The 15383-nt window shown below is 53.7% G+C and carries 11 protein-coding genes; 7 read left to right on the top strand and 4 right to left on the bottom strand.

Features of this window, described 5'->3' with window-relative positions:
- Positions 1–71 precede the first annotated feature (71 nt).
- Positions 72–1061: an aldo/keto reductase gene (locus JYB63_RS01520; RefSeq protein ID WP_205655978.1), complete on the top strand. Its 990-nt coding sequence runs from the start codon at positions 72–74 to the stop codon at positions 1059–1061.
- Here JYB63_RS01520 and JYB63_RS01525 read toward each other — a convergent pair.
- On the bottom strand, positions 1058–2131 hold the full coding sequence (locus JYB63_RS01525) for a sterol desaturase family protein (RefSeq protein WP_205655979.1): 1074 nt from the start codon (positions 2129–2131) through the stop codon (positions 1058–1060). The genes JYB63_RS01520 and JYB63_RS01525 overlap by 4 nt on opposite strands.
- 117 nt (positions 2132–2248) lie before the next feature.
- Positions 2249–3130 carry an AraC family transcriptional regulator N-terminal domain-containing protein gene (locus tag JYB63_RS01530; protein WP_205655980.1) on the bottom strand — a complete coding sequence of 294 codons (882 nt, stop codon included), beginning with the start codon at positions 3128–3130 and terminating at the stop codon, positions 2249–2251.
- Between the two features lie 217 nt (positions 3131–3347).
- Here JYB63_RS01530 and JYB63_RS01535 point away from each other — a divergent pair, with 217 nt between their 5' ends.
- The 5 genes from JYB63_RS01535 to JYB63_RS01555 all read left to right on the top strand — a co-directional run bounded on the left by JYB63_RS01535 (position 3348) and on the right by JYB63_RS01555 (position 8701).
- Entirely contained in the window at positions 3348–3806 is a 459-nt protein-coding gene (locus tag JYB63_RS01535) for a (2Fe-2S)-binding protein (RefSeq protein ID WP_205655981.1), read from the top strand.
- Between the two features lie 6 nt (positions 3807–3812).
- Complete coding sequence (locus JYB63_RS01540) at positions 3813–6014, top strand: xanthine dehydrogenase family protein molybdopterin-binding subunit (RefSeq protein WP_243431773.1); 2202 nt, start codon at positions 3813–3815, stop codon at positions 6012–6014.
- 68 nt (positions 6015–6082) lie between these two features.
- Positions 6083–7114, top strand: a complete 1032-nt coding sequence (locus tag JYB63_RS01545; protein ID WP_205655982.1) for an XdhC family protein — start codon at positions 6083–6085, stop codon at positions 7112–7114.
- Positions 7104–7712, top strand: coding sequence for a nucleotidyltransferase family protein (locus tag JYB63_RS01550; RefSeq protein WP_205655983.1), 609 nt, complete (start codon positions 7104–7106; stop codon positions 7710–7712). The genes JYB63_RS01545 and JYB63_RS01550 overlap by 11 nt, the downstream gene beginning before the upstream one ends.
- A gap of 152 nt (positions 7713–7864) precedes the next feature.
- Entirely contained in the window at positions 7865–8701 is an 837-nt protein-coding gene (locus JYB63_RS01555) for a response regulator (RefSeq protein ID WP_205655984.1), read from the top strand.
- A 71-nt stretch (positions 8702–8772) separates the two neighbouring features.
- Here JYB63_RS01555 and JYB63_RS01560 read toward each other — a convergent pair whose 3' ends face one another.
- Both JYB63_RS01560 and JYB63_RS01565 read right to left on the bottom strand, forming a co-directional pair.
- The gene (locus JYB63_RS01560; protein ID WP_205655985.1) at positions 8773–11601 is read right to left on the bottom strand and encodes a bifunctional diguanylate cyclase/phosphodiesterase; all 2829 of its coding nucleotides are present in this window, start codon (positions 11599–11601) and stop codon (positions 8773–8775) included.
- Positions 11602–12123: 522 nt separating this feature from the next.
- The gene (locus tag JYB63_RS01565; protein WP_336510834.1) at positions 12124–13605 is read right to left on the bottom strand and encodes a sigma-54-dependent transcriptional regulator; all 1482 of its coding nucleotides are present in this window, start codon (positions 13603–13605) and stop codon (positions 12124–12126) included.
- 243 nt (positions 13606–13848) lie between these two features.
- Between JYB63_RS01565 and JYB63_RS01570 the strand changes: the two genes are divergently transcribed.
- Positions 13849–15375, top strand: coding sequence for a SpoIIE family protein phosphatase (locus JYB63_RS01570; RefSeq protein WP_205655986.1), 1527 nt, complete (start codon positions 13849–13851; stop codon positions 15373–15375).
- The last annotated feature ends 8 nt before the right edge of the window (positions 15376–15383 follow it).

Below are 15383 nucleotides of genomic sequence, written 5' to 3' on the forward strand. Positions count from 1 at the left end.
TATAGTTGTTCGCTTTCTGTCTCTCCTGACGTTAACTTACTCCGGTACTCTCTTACATTTAAGGAAGCCCAATGACAACCCGCCGCATCGGTTCACTGACTGTTTCACCTATTGGCTACGGCTGTATGAGTTTGTCCCATGCGTACGGTACGCCGCCGTCCCGTGAGTATGCAGAACAGATGCTGAACCGAGCACTGGATGCGGGTTATACCTTTCTGGATACCGCTGCCCTGTATGGCTTTGGTGCTAATGAAACCCTGATAGGAGAGGTGCTGAAGGGGCGTCGACAAGAGTTTGTGCTGGCCAGTAAGTGCGGCATGTTCCGCAATGATGCCGGTGTGCGTGAGATTAACGGGCGGCCTGAGGCGATCCGTAAGGTCTGTGAAGCCAGCCTGAAACGTTTACAGACCGATGTCATCGACCTGTATTATCTGCACCGCTGGGATCGTAACGTACCCATTGAAGAGAGTGTTGGTACCCTGGGGGAACTGGTGAGGGAAGGGAAGATCCGTGAGGTAGGGCTGTCGGAAGTATCCGCGGAAACCCTGCTTAAAGCCCATAAGGAATACCCCATTGCAGCGGTGCAGAGTGAGTATTCCCTGTGGAGCCGTAACGTGGAAATTGCCGTACTGGATGCCTGTAAAGAACTGGGTACCACGCTGGTGGCGTTCAGTCCGCTGGCCCGCAAGTTTCTCACCAATACCCTGCGGGATCTGAAGCAGCTGGAAGAGAATGATTTTCGCAGCAATATGCCACGCTTCAGCCCGGAAAATTATGCCCGCAATTTACAGTTACTGGATGACTATTTGCCGCTGGCAGAAGAAGCTGGCTGTACACCGGGCCAGTTGGCACTGGCCTGGCTGCTGAAGAAGGCTGAACACATTGTGCCAATTCCGGGAACGGCGGTGCTGGCGCATCTGGAAGAGAATATTGCAGCGGCTGAAGTGAACATCAGTGAAGATCTGTTTACCCGGATTGATGCGGTTATTAATCAGCAGACTGTGGTGGGAGAACGTTACCCTGCACAGGCCCAGTCTGAAGTGGATACCGAACGCTTTTAATCTTTGTTTAAAGGGTGCTGAGTGTCGGTGCTGATAGTGTTTTGCGATCTTTTTAAATGTTTAACAACCGGTGCGAATGCAAACTTAAACGGCAGCAGATACAGCGCCATGCAGGTGGTGTAAATATTGGGTTTTGTTTTGCTGATGCCAAAATGCACATCTTTGTTTGTTTGTGGCACTTCGTAGGTTTTGAACAATACATCCCAGAGGGGAAACATAAAGGCAAAGTTTTTGTCGATATGATCCGGATGGCAGCTGTGATGAATCTGATGGTGGGCCGGAGAGCCGAAAATCATGGCCCACTTACCCGGCCAGCGCAGCCAGATATGTGAATGGCGCAGGTTATAGCCCAGCAGATTGAACATAAACATCAGCACGGGCACACCCAGCAAAACCGGCATACTGGGCAGATATCCCAGCAGTTTATAGCTCAGTCCCATGAACAGTCCCCCGGCGACCCCGTTGGTCAGTGAATACACCACATTATCGACCGGATGTTCTCTGTAGTTGGTTAAGGGGTGCATCACTTCGGCGCTGTGATGCACTTTGTGAAACTCCCACAGAAAAGGAATCCGGTGCTGCAGCATATGAATGAAAAATGCGATGAAATCCAGAAAGGCGATCAGTCCGATCATATACAGGACAGACACCGTTGTTGAATAGGTATTGCCTTCCTGTCCGGTAAGAATGCTGACAACACTGCTACCGGTCAGCAGGGTAAAGCTGATATCAATAGTACCGGTCAGAAACGTTGTATAGATAATCAGCCGTACCAACTGATGAAAGAAGAAGTACCGTACATCCAGCCAGGCGGAAGGGTGCTGCCAGACTTTTTTAGGGAAAAGAAAACGTAGGAAATGCGTTGCAGAACGCCGCTGGCTGCGTGTTGACCACAGGTAAACTAACAGCGCACCTAACAGCGAGGTGAGCAGATAGAGCCAGTAAATTCTCTGGGAAGTATTCAGAGGGTAAAGAAAGACCTTGTAGAGCTGGGTTAATACGACTTCCAGGACGGTGAGAAATTGAGTGTGCAGATACTGCAGAATGCTGTCTGAACCTGTTTCTGTCATCTGAACCGTCCCCTTTGAGTCAGTGCATCAAAACACCTGTACGTGTTTGATTTAGCATAGACCGTGATTGGCAGACTGGCAGATTTTTCCTTGTGACTGGGGCTCGGTCAGCAGCGATCAGCCAGCCCGCAGAGCCTGAATTTCCCGCGGCGAGTCACCAAAGAAACGCTTGAATTCCCGGCTGAATTGGGAAGGACTTGAGTAACCCACACTGTATGAGGCTTCACTGGCCTGGGTGCCGCTCAGTAACAGGGAATGGGCCCGGTGAAGGCGCAGGCTTTTGACAAACTGCATCGGAGTCATAGAAGTGATCTGTTTGAATTGTTCATGCAGGGTTGAGCTGCTCATGCCGGCGAAGCGTGCGATGGTGTCGATATCCAGCGGCTGATGGAAGTTCTTTTCAATGTAATGCACTACGGGGGCAATCCGGTTGGCACCGGCATTGTTCGAGACGCAGTTACGCAGTACGTCGCCGTGGGGGCCTTTTAGCACTTCATAGTAAATTTCCCGGATCAGCCCCGGGGCCAGTACTTTGCGGTCCATTTCATCGGGCAGGCATTCCAGCAGGCGGATAAAACTGCTCTGCAGTTTATCGGTGGCCGGGCTGGAAAGAATAATCTCATCGGAAGGGAGCTGTTCCGGCTGTTGATCCTGCTGTTCCATTTCGATCAGCAACTGGCTGATCACATAGCTGTCTATGCGCAGGCTCAGGCCCATGTAAGGTTTGTCTTCTGCGGCCCGGACCACTTCACCTTCCACCGGCATGGTAACGGAATTAATCAGGTAGTTATCCGGGTCGTATGAGCATTCCCGGGTACCGAAATGCACCCGCTTCTTGCCCTGGGCTATCACACAGATACTGGGGTTATAGACCACCGGCTGACGGGGCATGATCTTAGCAGAACGGTACAGAACCAGGCCGGGCAGACCGGTCTGGCAGATGCCGTCTTCCTGATGAAAACGGCCAATACTGGCGGCTAATTCTGAATCAAACTGCACGTTAATGCTCCCGGCTTATCAGGTTGTCATGCAGAGGATTATGCCATTTAGCTGCCGATTTTAACCAGCACCTGGGCCTGTTTCCGGAGTTTTGTGCAAGTAGTACGGAGGATCACACTAACAGCTGATTGCTGATTCCGCGCATATTAAAAAAACACTAACGCAGCGGGCAATACCCTATGCCAATGAAACGGTATTGCTGAATCAGGAGATGTTCATGTCTGTTACTCTTCGTGTTAACGGTGTCGACCAGCAGGTTGATGCCAGCCCGGATACCCCTTTGCTCTGGGTGATCCGCGACCATCTTAATCTTACCGGTACCAAATTTGGCTGCGGGCTTGCCCAGTGCGGCGCCTGTACCGTGCATATGGAAGGCCAGCCGATCCGTTCCTGTGTGACACCGGTGTCCAGTGTGGCCGGTAAAGACATTACCACCATTGAAGGGCTGGCAACGCCGGCTGCGCAGGCGGTACAGACTGCCTGGAACGAACTGGAAGTACCACAGTGCGGGTATTGTCAGTCCGGTCAGGTGATGGCTGCCACGGCATTACTGGAAAGCAACAAAAATCCAACCGACGCCGATATCGATGCGGCGATGTCCGGCAATGTGTGCCGCTGTGCCACGTATGCACGTATCCGCCACGCCATTAAAGATGCCGCCGAGAACCTGGAGTAACCGATTATGTTTAACAGACATGCCCTTGCAATGGTTGGCCACAAAGCCTCAGCCGTCACAACCAGCCGTCGTGGCTTTCTGAAGCTGGCCGGCGCCGGTGCCGGTTTATCGCTGGCCATGAAGTTGCCTGCCGCTGAACAGGCTTCCGGTACGCAGCAACCGGATGATACCTTTGCCCCGAACGCCTTCTTACGGATTACCCCGAATAACCGGGTAACCATCGTGATGAAACACTTGGAAATGGGGCAGGGCAGCTATACCGGGCTGGCCACATTGGTAGCTGAAGAGTTGGATGCCGACTGGGATCTGATTGACCTGGAAGCGGCACCGGCAGATGCCGCCCGCTATAAAAACCTCCACTGGGGGGCTCAGGGCACCGGCGGCAGTTCGGCGATCGCCAACTCCTTTGTTCAGATGCGTGAAGCCGGCGCCACGGCACGGCAGATGATTTTGAATGTAGCCGCTGAACAGTGGGCGGTGCCGGTGGGTGAACTGTCAACAGAAAACAGCGTGGTTATGCATGCTGCCAGCCAGCGCTCTGCCACTTACGGAGAACTGGCGGCTCAGGCTGCAACACTGGCAATGCCAGCGGCCGAGCAGGTGAAGCTTAAGTCACCGTCGCAGTTCCGGATGATCGGCAAAAAAGTCAGCCGTAAAGACCGGGGTAAGAACAACGGCACGGCCATTTTCACCCAGGATATTCAGCTGGAAGGTATGCTCACCGCAGTAGTAGCGCATCCTCCCCGTTTCGGTGCAGTGTTAACGAGCTTTGATGGCACTGCAGCCCGTCAGGTAAAGGGCGTGGTGGATGTGGTGGCGATTCCGTCCGGCGTGGCGGTGTTGGCGAAAGACTTCTGGTCTGCCAAAACCGGCAGAGACAAATTACAGATTACCTGGGACGAGCAGAATGCGATCCGTAAGGGCTCAGATGAGTTGCTGGCAGATTACCGGCAGCTGTCAGCCACACCAGGACTGGTAGCCCGTCAGGAAGGAGATGCAGCAACTGCATTACAGGCCGCTGAAGATCAGTTAGCGCTGGAATTTGAGTTTCCTTATCTGGCCCACGCAGCAATGGAACCGATGAACTGTGTGGCGAAAGTCACTGCCAATAGCTGCGAGATCTGGAACGGTGATCAGGTGCAAACCATGGATCAGGGGGCAATAGCCGCCACGCTGGGTTTGAAGCCGGAACAGGTGAAAATCAACACCTTACTGGCCGGCGGCAGCTTTGGTCGCCGGGCGAATCCGGTGTCTGACTATGTGCTGGAATCGGTGCTGATCGCGAAAAGCCAGCCGGGTGTTCCGGTCAAGCTGGTCTGGACCCGCGAAGATGATACCCGGGCCGGTTACTACCGTCCGCTGTATTTGCACAGCCTGAAGGGCAGTGTGGATGCACAGGGCTACCCTAAGGCCTGGCAGCAGCGGATCGTTGGTCAGTCGATTCTTAAGGGTACTGCCTTTGAAGCTTTCATGGTGAAAGACGGTATTGATGCGACTTCCGTTGAAGGGGCGGCGGATCTGCCTTATCAGGTGCCGGATCTGCAGGTTGAGCTGCATACCACTGAAAATCAGGTGCCGGTGCAGTGGTGGCGTTCAGTGGGGCATACCCATACGGCATTCTCAACGGAAGTGTTTCTGGATCAGCTGGCCCGTAAGGGAGGTAAAGACCCTTATGAGTTGCGTAAGGAATTGCTGGCCGGTCACCCCCGTCATCTGGGGGTACTGAAACTGGCGGCTGAGAAAGCCGGCTGGGGCCGTGAACTGCCTGCCAACCGGGGGATGGGCATTGCCGTACATGAGTCATTTAACTCCTATGTGGCAGAAGTGGCGGAAGTATTAGTGGCAGACGATGGCAGCTTCAGGGTTGAAAAAATTACCTGTGCAGTGGACTGCGGACTGGCAATCAACCCGGACATCATCGAAGCACAGATGCAAGGGGGTATTGGCTATGGCCTGTCCGCTGCACTGATGGGTGAAATCACCCTGGAAGACGGGCGGGTGAAACAGTCCAACTTCCATGATTATCAGGTACTGCGTATCGATCAGATGCCGGAAATTGAAGTGCATATCGTTGCTTCGGCTGAGCCGCCAACAGGGGTGGGCGAGCCGGGAACTCCGCCGGTAGCACCGGCAGTTGCCAACGCCCTGAGTGCAGTAACCGGTGAGGTGTATACCCGCCTGCCGTTACCCCGCAACCTGAAGGCATAAATTTACCTGGGAAAGGGCAACGCCGGCAGCGTCTGCTGTCGGTGGTTACCCTGTGGAGGAGTCAGTGTATGGCGAATCAGTTATCCGGCTTGCTTGAACAGTGGTATCCCTGCCGGGATGAACTGGAATGGGTGCTGGGGGCAATCTATCAGACCCATGGCCCCTGTTATCGCAAAACCGGCGCAATGATGTTGTTTAACAGCCTTGGACAGCAGTTCGGTATGCTCAGCGGCGGTTGTCTTGAATCGGATATTCAGACCCACGCCCGCCGGGTGATGCAAACCGGGCAGGCGGTAACACTGTGCTATGACGGCAGCGATGAAGATGATCTGGCCTTTCAGCTGGGCATAGGCTGCGGCGGCACCGTACATATCGTGCTGCAGGCGGTAACGGCAGACAATCACTACCTGCATCTGGATGCCGTGCAGGAAAGCCTGCGGCAACGACAGGTGGCGGGTTTGCAACTGCAGATTCCAAATGCTGCATCCGCGCCTATGAGTGGCGATTTAAGCCGCTTTGTGGCCGAACATGAAGCGCCCGTTAAAAAGACGGCGCTGATCACAGAGAACAACCGGCAATGGCTGCATATCCGGATTAAGCCGGAACCGCATTTGCTGGTGATCGGTGGCGGGGTTGATGCCCGGCCGGTGGTATCGATGGCGAAACAGCTGGGCTGGGAGGTAAGCCTGTGGGACCCGCGTCCGGCGAACGGTCGCCGGGAATTCTTTCCGGAGGCGGACAGTATTCTGAGCTGTGAAGTAACGGAGCTGGCAGGCTTTGTGGCTGAAAAACGGGTCAGTGCGGCTATTCTGATGTCGCACAATATCCGTCTGGATGCCGCCGCTCTACAGCATCTTCAGGGCGCTGAGCTGTCATACATGGCACTTTTAGGCCCGCTGAACCGTAAGGCCGATGTACTGGCAGAAGCCGGGCTTAAGGAAACACAGCTGACCACACCGGTTTCCGGCCCGGCGGGGCTGGGGATTGGTGGTGAGCTGCCGGAAAGCATTGCCCTGTCGATGCTGGCTGAATGCCATCAGGTGTTACATCAGCCAAAGGCGGCCACGGCAAATATCCGGCTGAACAGCTATGCAGCCTGAGGTGCAGGCTTCCGCAAGGCCTCTGGGCATTCTGATTCTGGCGGCCGGTAACAGCAGCCGCTTTGGCAGTTGTAAACTGCTGGCAGATTGCAAAGGCCAACCCCTTATCAATTATGCCCTGCGCACGGCGCTGGCATTTCCCCGTGCTCAGACTCAGGTGGTTACTGGTGCCTGGCACGCCGAAGTAGATGCGGTAATGGCCAGCGGCACGGTGCCGCGGCTTCCGCTTTTGTTCAACCGGGACTGGCAGTCAGGCATGGGCAGTTCGGTGGCACTGGGTGTGTCAGCAATGGCAGAGTCATGCAGTGAGATCCTGATTCTGCTGGCGGATCAGCCGCTGGTCACGCCGGAAGACTGCCGGCAGCTGCTGACAGCGGACAAACTGGCAGATATCTGTTGTGCCGAATACAGCGGGAACTGGGGTGTACCGGCGCTGTTCCGTTCAGCGACCTTTGCTTCACTGATGCAACTGAAAGGACAGCAGGGGGCTAAAAAATTGCTCAGTGACCCTGCATTCAGCGTCGCCGGCGTTGAGTTGCCCCGGGCAGCTCAGGATATTGATTATCCCCGGGATCTGAACCGCCTGTTCCCGGAGTAAAAAAAGCACGTATTTATCCCGGTTTGGGTAATTTCCTCTTCTTAATTCCCCCGTTTTCCCTTAATTCCCGATATGCTGAAAGGATTGTAATACGAGCGTTTTGACAGGTTCAGTGTTCCCGGGCCTGTCTGGCATCTAAGGAGATGATCGCCATGGAAAAACGGATGTTACTGGTGGATGACGACCCGGCAGTGGTTGCCTCATTACGCCGGGTGTTGCGCCAGCAGGATTTTCAGTTGCAAACCGCCTGTTGTGGCAGTGAAGCGCTGGAGATGCTGACGGAGAATCCCGCTCAGGTGGTAATGAGCGATTTTCGTATGCCGCATATGAACGGCATTGAGTTTCTCACTGAAGTAAAACAGCGCTGGCCCGATGCTGCCCGGCTGATGCTCAGTGGCCAGTCTGACTATGACAGCACGGAAGAAGCATTGGCAGCAGGGGTGGTGGATTATTATCTGACCAAGCCCTGGGATAACGAAGAACTGCTGGCGATTATCGACAAGGCCTTTCTTGGCAGAGGCAGCACAGCAGAGGCCAGTACTGATACTGATGAGAAGCCTGAACAGAAAGTCTCCCGGGCGGCTGTGATTGCGGTGGATGCAGTAGGTGCGACGGAAGACAATAGCCCGATACCGGAACTGCCCGCTGTATTTTCTCCTGATGTACTGGCGAAGCTGGGCCAGGATGTAGGCGCGGATACACTGCCGTCGCTGATCGATATATTCCTTAAGGATGCCACCACCCGGTTACAAAGCCTTGAAGTCAGTGCTGCTGCCGATGCCGGCAATGTGAAGCATCAGCTGCACACCCTTGGCAGTAGCTCGGCACTGTACGGGCTGATGAAAGTCTCGGCGCTGGCACGGCGGCTGGAAGGGCTGTGTGACAGTGATATGGAAAAGGTGATGGCTAATTTGCCGGCATTTGTGAAATTAAGCCGGGGATGCCTGCAACAACTTGAAGACTACATGGCTGAAGCGGAACCCCGCTGATCCAGTAAACTCCCCCTGACTTGTTAAGACAGGGGGATGCTGCAGGCTAATGGTGATGCCGGCTCACTGGGTTACACCAGCAGGGTTTCTGCCCGAGCATAGCGCTCAGTAATTCGTGCAGCGGTTACCGGTTTGGAGTGCAGGTAACCCTGAATGAAGTCACACTGCAGCTCCTGAAGAATGCTTTGCTGGCCTTCAGTCTCAACTCCCTCAGCCACCACTTTGTACCCCAGTTCTTTTGAGAACTCGATGATCAGCTTAACAAAGGCGGCATGGGTGTCATCATTGGTCAGGTCGTGAATAAAGCTGCGATCAATTTTAATTTTATCGACCGACAGGCGTTTCAGGTAAGCCAGTGAGCTGTAGCCGGTACCGAAATCATCAATACTGATATTGATACCGATGCCTCTGAGGCGTTTCAGAACACCTGTGCTCATGCTGGTGTTTTTCATGGCTGAGGTTTCAGTGATCTCGATTTCGATCATATCCGGGCTGGCACCGGTTGTGCTGAGCACGCTCTGAATACGCTCAACCAGCTCAGGGTTACTGAATTCCCGGGCGGATAGATTAATCGCCACCGGCAGGGTAAAGCCCAGTTCTTCCTGCCAGGCCAGCGCCTGTGCACAGGCCTGTTTAATTACCCAGTCACCCAGATCGAGAATCAGGTTACTTTCTTCTGCAAGCGCGATGAAAGTGTCAGGTGTCAGCAAGCCTTTTTGCGGATGACGCCAGCGTATCAGCGCTTCTACCGAGACGATTTCTCCGCTGTGTGCATCCACAATCGGCTGATACAACAGGAACAGCTGGTTATCATGAATTGCCTGTACCAGGTCCTGCTGTAATTCCCTTGAATCGTTCAGCTTTCTGCCTTCTTCCGCATCATAGAAGTGATAATGCCCCTGGCCTTCTGATTTAGCTTCATACATAGCCATATCGGCGCGTTTCAATGCCTGCTGAACACAGTCAGCATCTTCCGGCAGCATGCAGATGCCGATACTGGTGCCGATTGAAATCTGAATATTGTTGATCAGGAAAGGTGTTCTGAAGCTTTCGAGAATCGCTTTGGCGGTTTGTTCAACGTCTTCTTTACCGGCGACATCATGCAGCAGAATTGTAAACTCATCGCCGCCGATGCGTGACACCGTATCGGTTGCTTTGACCAGGTCTGTCAGACGTCGGCTGATATGCTGCAAAAGGGTATCGCCGATGGCGTGTCCGAGGGTGTCGTTGACCTGTTTAAACTGGTCCAGGTCAAGGTACATAAAGGCTGTCTGAATATTGCCCGCTTTGATGCGCTGCAGAGACTGTTCGATTCTGTCGTACAGCAGAGTCCGGTTAGGCAGTGCGGTGAGTTGGTCGTAATACGCCAGCTGTTTGAGTTGTGTTTCAGCGGTTTTCAGTGGGGAAATATCGGAGAAAATACCGATGTAGTTCAGTACTTCTCCCTTGTCATTGTGCATGGCAGAGACTGACAGCCACTTAGGAAAGTTCTCACCGTCATAACGTATGCCATTGATTTCGCCCTGCCAGCTGCCGTGCATTTCGATGGCTTCCCACATGGCTTTTAAGGTTGCCGGTTTATGCTCGCTGAGATCTCCGAATTTAGCTTTTGCACCAATGACCAGTTCTGGCCGGGTGTTCATAATTTTGCAGTAGGCGGGATTGACCTCAAGAATTGTGAGGTTAGGGTCGGTAATCAGTATGGCTTCGTTGGCTGAGCCGAATACCTGACCGGACAGCCGTAACTTCTGTTCAGCCGCGGCTCGCTGTTTGATTTCTTCCTGCAGTTTTGCGGTACGCTCTTCGACGGATCTTTCCAGTGTTTCCTGCTGTACCCGGAGCGCCTTGCCGGTTGTCTGTAACTCGCGGAGCATGTTGTTAAAAAGATGGGTGAGTTCGTCTACTTCTTTAATAACGATTTGTGACTGATGTTTTACCGGAGAAATGCTGGAGATTTTATCGGTGGCGATGCTGGCGACGCTTCGGCTGATCCGTTCGATCGGCTGTGCCAGATGCCGGGCGGCGATCCAGCTTAAAAATGTTGAAACAGTTAAGCCCATCAGGGAAATAATAATCACCGCCAGATGGACATCATCGGCGTTGTCTGTCAGTTCTTCGATGGGTTGAGGCACCATAATGCCCCAGCCCTCACCGGGCACGGCAGTGTGTCCGGCGATCATTTCAGCCTGCATCGGTGGTGAGTAAAAGGTGCTGACGCCGGTCGTGCCGGCCATCATTTTTTTCACGACCGACAGGGCAGAAGCGTCTTTGGACGTGTATTCCCATTCTTCATTTGGATGGGCGACAACCTTGCCGGTGGCATCAACAATCATTGAGTGGCCGCGTTCGCCAAACGCAATGGATCGCTGACTTTCTTTGATATAGGTGGTTTCTAAAACCCCGACGGCCCTTGCCTGATTGTCCAGCGCCTTGCTGATCAGAAATGCCGGGCGGTCGTTAATCCGTGTCAGATCTGAAAGCTGAGTATTACCGGACATGTTTCGCAGCACCGTTTTTTGCTCCGGGGTCAGTTCAAAGGAGCAGGGGGTATTGCTGAATCTGTTTGTGGGGGCTTTATCAGGGAAAAAGATACAGGCTGCGGTGATGCCATATTTACTCAGCAGCGCTTTGCTATAAATATGATTTTCAGGCGGAATCTGCACGGAGTTAACAAAACTGAAGGCAGACTTTGTGTCAGTGATATAACGCTGAAATTCCCGGCTGAGATTTTTGGCGATGATTAAGTGCTTTTCTTTAACCGCCTTAAATTCGTTGTCCAGAGAATGTTGCTGAACCCACAGCCCGAGAAGTAATACCGGAATCAGGGATATCAGCACCAGACAGCTGAAAATGATCGTGTGAAGTCGAAATTTGGTGCCTGTAAATGCAGAAGAAGGCATTAGCTATGAATCCTGTCATATGCAAAGCAGATCCCGTGTTTGCAAAGCAAACTGACGGTTGTAACAAACGACTGTTGCGGGACCTGGGTTATATTTTTTTTATATTTATTATTGATATTCGGTTTGGCGGATGATCAGCGGCTTGTGTCTACTCCGGTACTTCCTTTACCCGGGGTTTACACCGACTGAACAACCCGGAATGTTAAACCGCTCGGTAAGTTAACTGGAATCAGTCGCATTCGTAAATACTTGATATCAGAGAAAAATATAACTTTCGGGTCAGTTTGGGGAGTGAATTTGTAAACAGAATGCCTTAAACACTGATGCCAGCTGGCTTGAACAGCAGAAGCTGGCAGCGAAGTGGTCAGAATCCGATTATGTATTCGGTTACCCATTATGAGTAACAGTTGTTTGAAAAAGCCCTGTAAGTGGCAATAAAGAATGATTTAAGGGCATTTTTTTTGTGCAGCCTGCAGAGAATGCAGGCTGCCTGTGATTGCTTAACTTACTGACTGAAAAGACTTATTCCTTCCAGCTGTTCCGTTTCCGGTAAATTGTCGCGGCACTGATCTCCAGATAATGGGCGGCTTTGGGGATGTTGCCCTGACACAGGTCTATGGCCCGTTCGATGGCTTCACGCTCCAGTTCGGCAATAGGGCGGATGAGCTGAGACAGATCACTGCTGTTGCCCGGTGCCTGCTGTGGCGGTGGGCTGAAGCTGGCTGCCGGTGTGTAGCTGCCAGTGGCGGGTTGTACAGCAGCAGGGGACACCGGCGCTACCGGTGGTGGGGTAACAGTACGGGGCTGTGCTGCACTGATACCGGCCATGCCATCCAGTGGTGCCGGCAGCATAGAGGTGGTTACCCGGTCACCGCTGTGCAGTACAACGATGTTGCGGATAACGTTCTGTAACTGACGGACGTTGCCGGGCCAGTCATAGTTGCTGAGGATATATTCGCAGTCCGGTTCGAATCCGGCGAAAGCTTTCTGTTCCTCGGTTGCGTACTGGGTGAGGAAGTGATTGGCAATCTCGATAACGTCGTTGTCCCGTTCCCGCAGCGGCGGCAGGTGTACCGGCAGCACGTGTAAACGGTAAAACAGATCTTCCCGGAAGTTACCGGCCTGGACTTCCGCCAGCGGGTCTTTATTGGTGGCGCAAACGATGCGTACATCAACCTGTTCGGTTTTGTCGCTGCCCACTTTCTGCAGGGTGCCGGTTTGCAGGAACCGCAGCAGTTTGGACTGCAGCGACATATCCATTTCACAGATTTCATCCAGAAACAGGGTGCCGCCCTGGGCGGCTTTGGCTGCACCGTCCCGTTCGCCCACCGCGCCAGTGAAGGCGCCTTTAACATGACCGAAGATTTCGCTTTCGATCAGGTCTTTGGGAATCGCACCGCAGTTCAGGGCAATGAAGGGCGCTTTGCGACGGCCACTGTGCTGGTGGATTGCCTCGGCGCAGACCTCTTTACCGGTACCGCTTTCGCCGGTGATAAAGATGGTGGCTCGGGAGTCGGCAGCGCTGTCGATGATCTGATAGACCCGTTGCATGGCCAGAGAAGAACCAATGAAGCCGCAGAACTGGTGGCGGTCAATTTCGTTGTGATAGGTCTCAACGATGCGTTTCAGGTTCTGGCTTTCAAAGGTGTTTTTCAGGGTGGTGAGCAGGCGTTCCTGATCGAAAGGTTTGACCAGATAGTCCCGGGCACCCAGTTGCATGGCCTCAATGGCGGTATTCATCGAACAGTCGCCGGTGGTGATGATGACTTCAGCAGGCTGTTCTTCGCTGCTGATTTTCTTAAGAATTTCCAGCCCGTTCATGTCCGGCAGGCTCAGATCCAGCAGGACGCCATCAAAGCTTTTCTGGCTGAGGGCCTGCAGGGCTGCGCTGCCGTCGGCAACGCAGTGAAGGTCGTATTCCTGATCCCGAAGATAGCTCTGACATACCGCTGTCATGGTCGGGTCGTCTTCTACAAGCAGCAGTGTTGGGGTCACGTTTGGCACAGCAATTCCTCTGCAGAAAGTAAGCTGATTTCCGGGTGTTACAGAGGCAGTAAGTTGCCAGTCTGGCAGGTTCAGAAACCGCTTAGATTGTGATCCTTGTAGCACGTAGAGTAAGCTAGAGATATAAGCGGATCAACCAGTTATGGATGTCTGGCTGACCGGAATGAGTAGTTATTACTGTTTTTCAGAGGTTATTTTAAGGATAACTTTTAAGGAGTGCTTTTCCGGCTAAAAGGAGGCGATATGCAGGTACTGGCCGAATGGGAATTTCAACCGGATCTGAGTGCAGCGCGGGAATTGCGTAACAAGCTGGCAGCCTTGCTGGAAGCACTGCCGCCGGAGCAGTCGGTGGCCAACGTTCAGGGATTTCTGCTGGCCTGCAGCGAACTGGTGGTGAATCTGACCCGCTATCCCCAGCCGCGGCCGACCGCCGCCACGCTGCGTTTTTGTCAGGATGAATTCTACGATCAGCTCGAGTTACTGGACGATGGCGGCAGTTTCATCAATTTTAGCCAGCAGTTACAGGATACTTCGCCGCTGCAGGCTGCCGAGAACGGCATGGGGCTGAAACTGCTGGCGGCCAGCTTTGATGATCTCAGTTATGTGCCGGCCTGTTACCGGGATGACGCCCGTAATCTGATGCTGGTGAAGCAGCAGCGCTGCCACCCCCGGCCAACCCTACTGGTGGTGGATGATGACCCCGTATACCGGGCGGTGGTAAGTGCCTATCTGCAGTCTGACTACCGGGTGCTGGAAGCGGCGGATGTGGCCATGGGGTATGAACAGGTATTGCAGCACCGGCCGGAGCTGGTGATCTGCGATATCAGTATGCCGGAGGCAGATGGCCCGGTACTGTTCGACCGGATGCGCCATATTCCGGAGGTTTCCGGCACGGCGTTTATTTATCTGTCGGGCTGTCAGGATGATGACGTGATCAGCCGGGCACTGCAGCGGCCCATTGATGATTTTCTGGCCAAGCCGGTGGCACGGGATAAGTTACTGGTCAGTGTACAGCGGACACTGCTGCGGCGACGGCACCTGACCGAACAGTTGCAGGCGGAACTGGATCAGAAGATTACCCTGGGCCTGCAGCCTTCCTTGCCCCGTGAAATCGGGGAATATCAGGTGGCCCTGCGCAGCCGGGTACCGGAAGCCGGCGGTGGCGACATGGTGCTGTTGCGTGATCAGTTGGTTATTTTTGCGGATATGATGGGGCATGGGGTGACTGCAAAAGGCTATGTGTATGCACTGGCCGGTTATTTGCGGGGGCTGTGTGCCGCGGTAGGTAGCGGTGCACAGTCCAGGCTGGCACCGGCGCAATTGCTGACGCTGGTTAGTCAGGGCTTCAGCGATGATCCGGTACTGGCTGAAACCCTGGCAACCCTGATGGCGGTGCAGCTGAATCCTGAGGGAGAGATACTGATCGCCAATGCCGGTCAGCCCCGGCCGGTATTATGCAGGGCGAATACAGAGAGCGATGATGCGGTTAGGCAGCTGGATATCGACGGACCGCTGCCCGGGCTGAGTTTGCAGCAGGGAGCCGAAACAGCCTACCCGGAATACTGTTTACAGCTCGGTGACGGGGAACGGTTACTGATTTATTCCGACGGGGTGCTGGATGCTGCCGAAACACCGTCTGAAACATTTATCAGCCGGATACATGACAGTATGGGAATGCCATTGCCTCAGGCGGCGGATTACCTGATGCAGCAGCTGCCTGCCGATCCTCAGGCCGATGACATTACCCTGATTTTATTAGGACGGCTGTAAGCGCTGTT

Origin of the sequence: Aliamphritea spongicola (assembly GCF_017051665.1) — a bacterium.
In the GTDB taxonomy this organism is placed as follows: domain Bacteria; phylum Pseudomonadota; class Gammaproteobacteria; order Pseudomonadales; family Balneatricaceae; genus Amphritea; species Amphritea spongicola.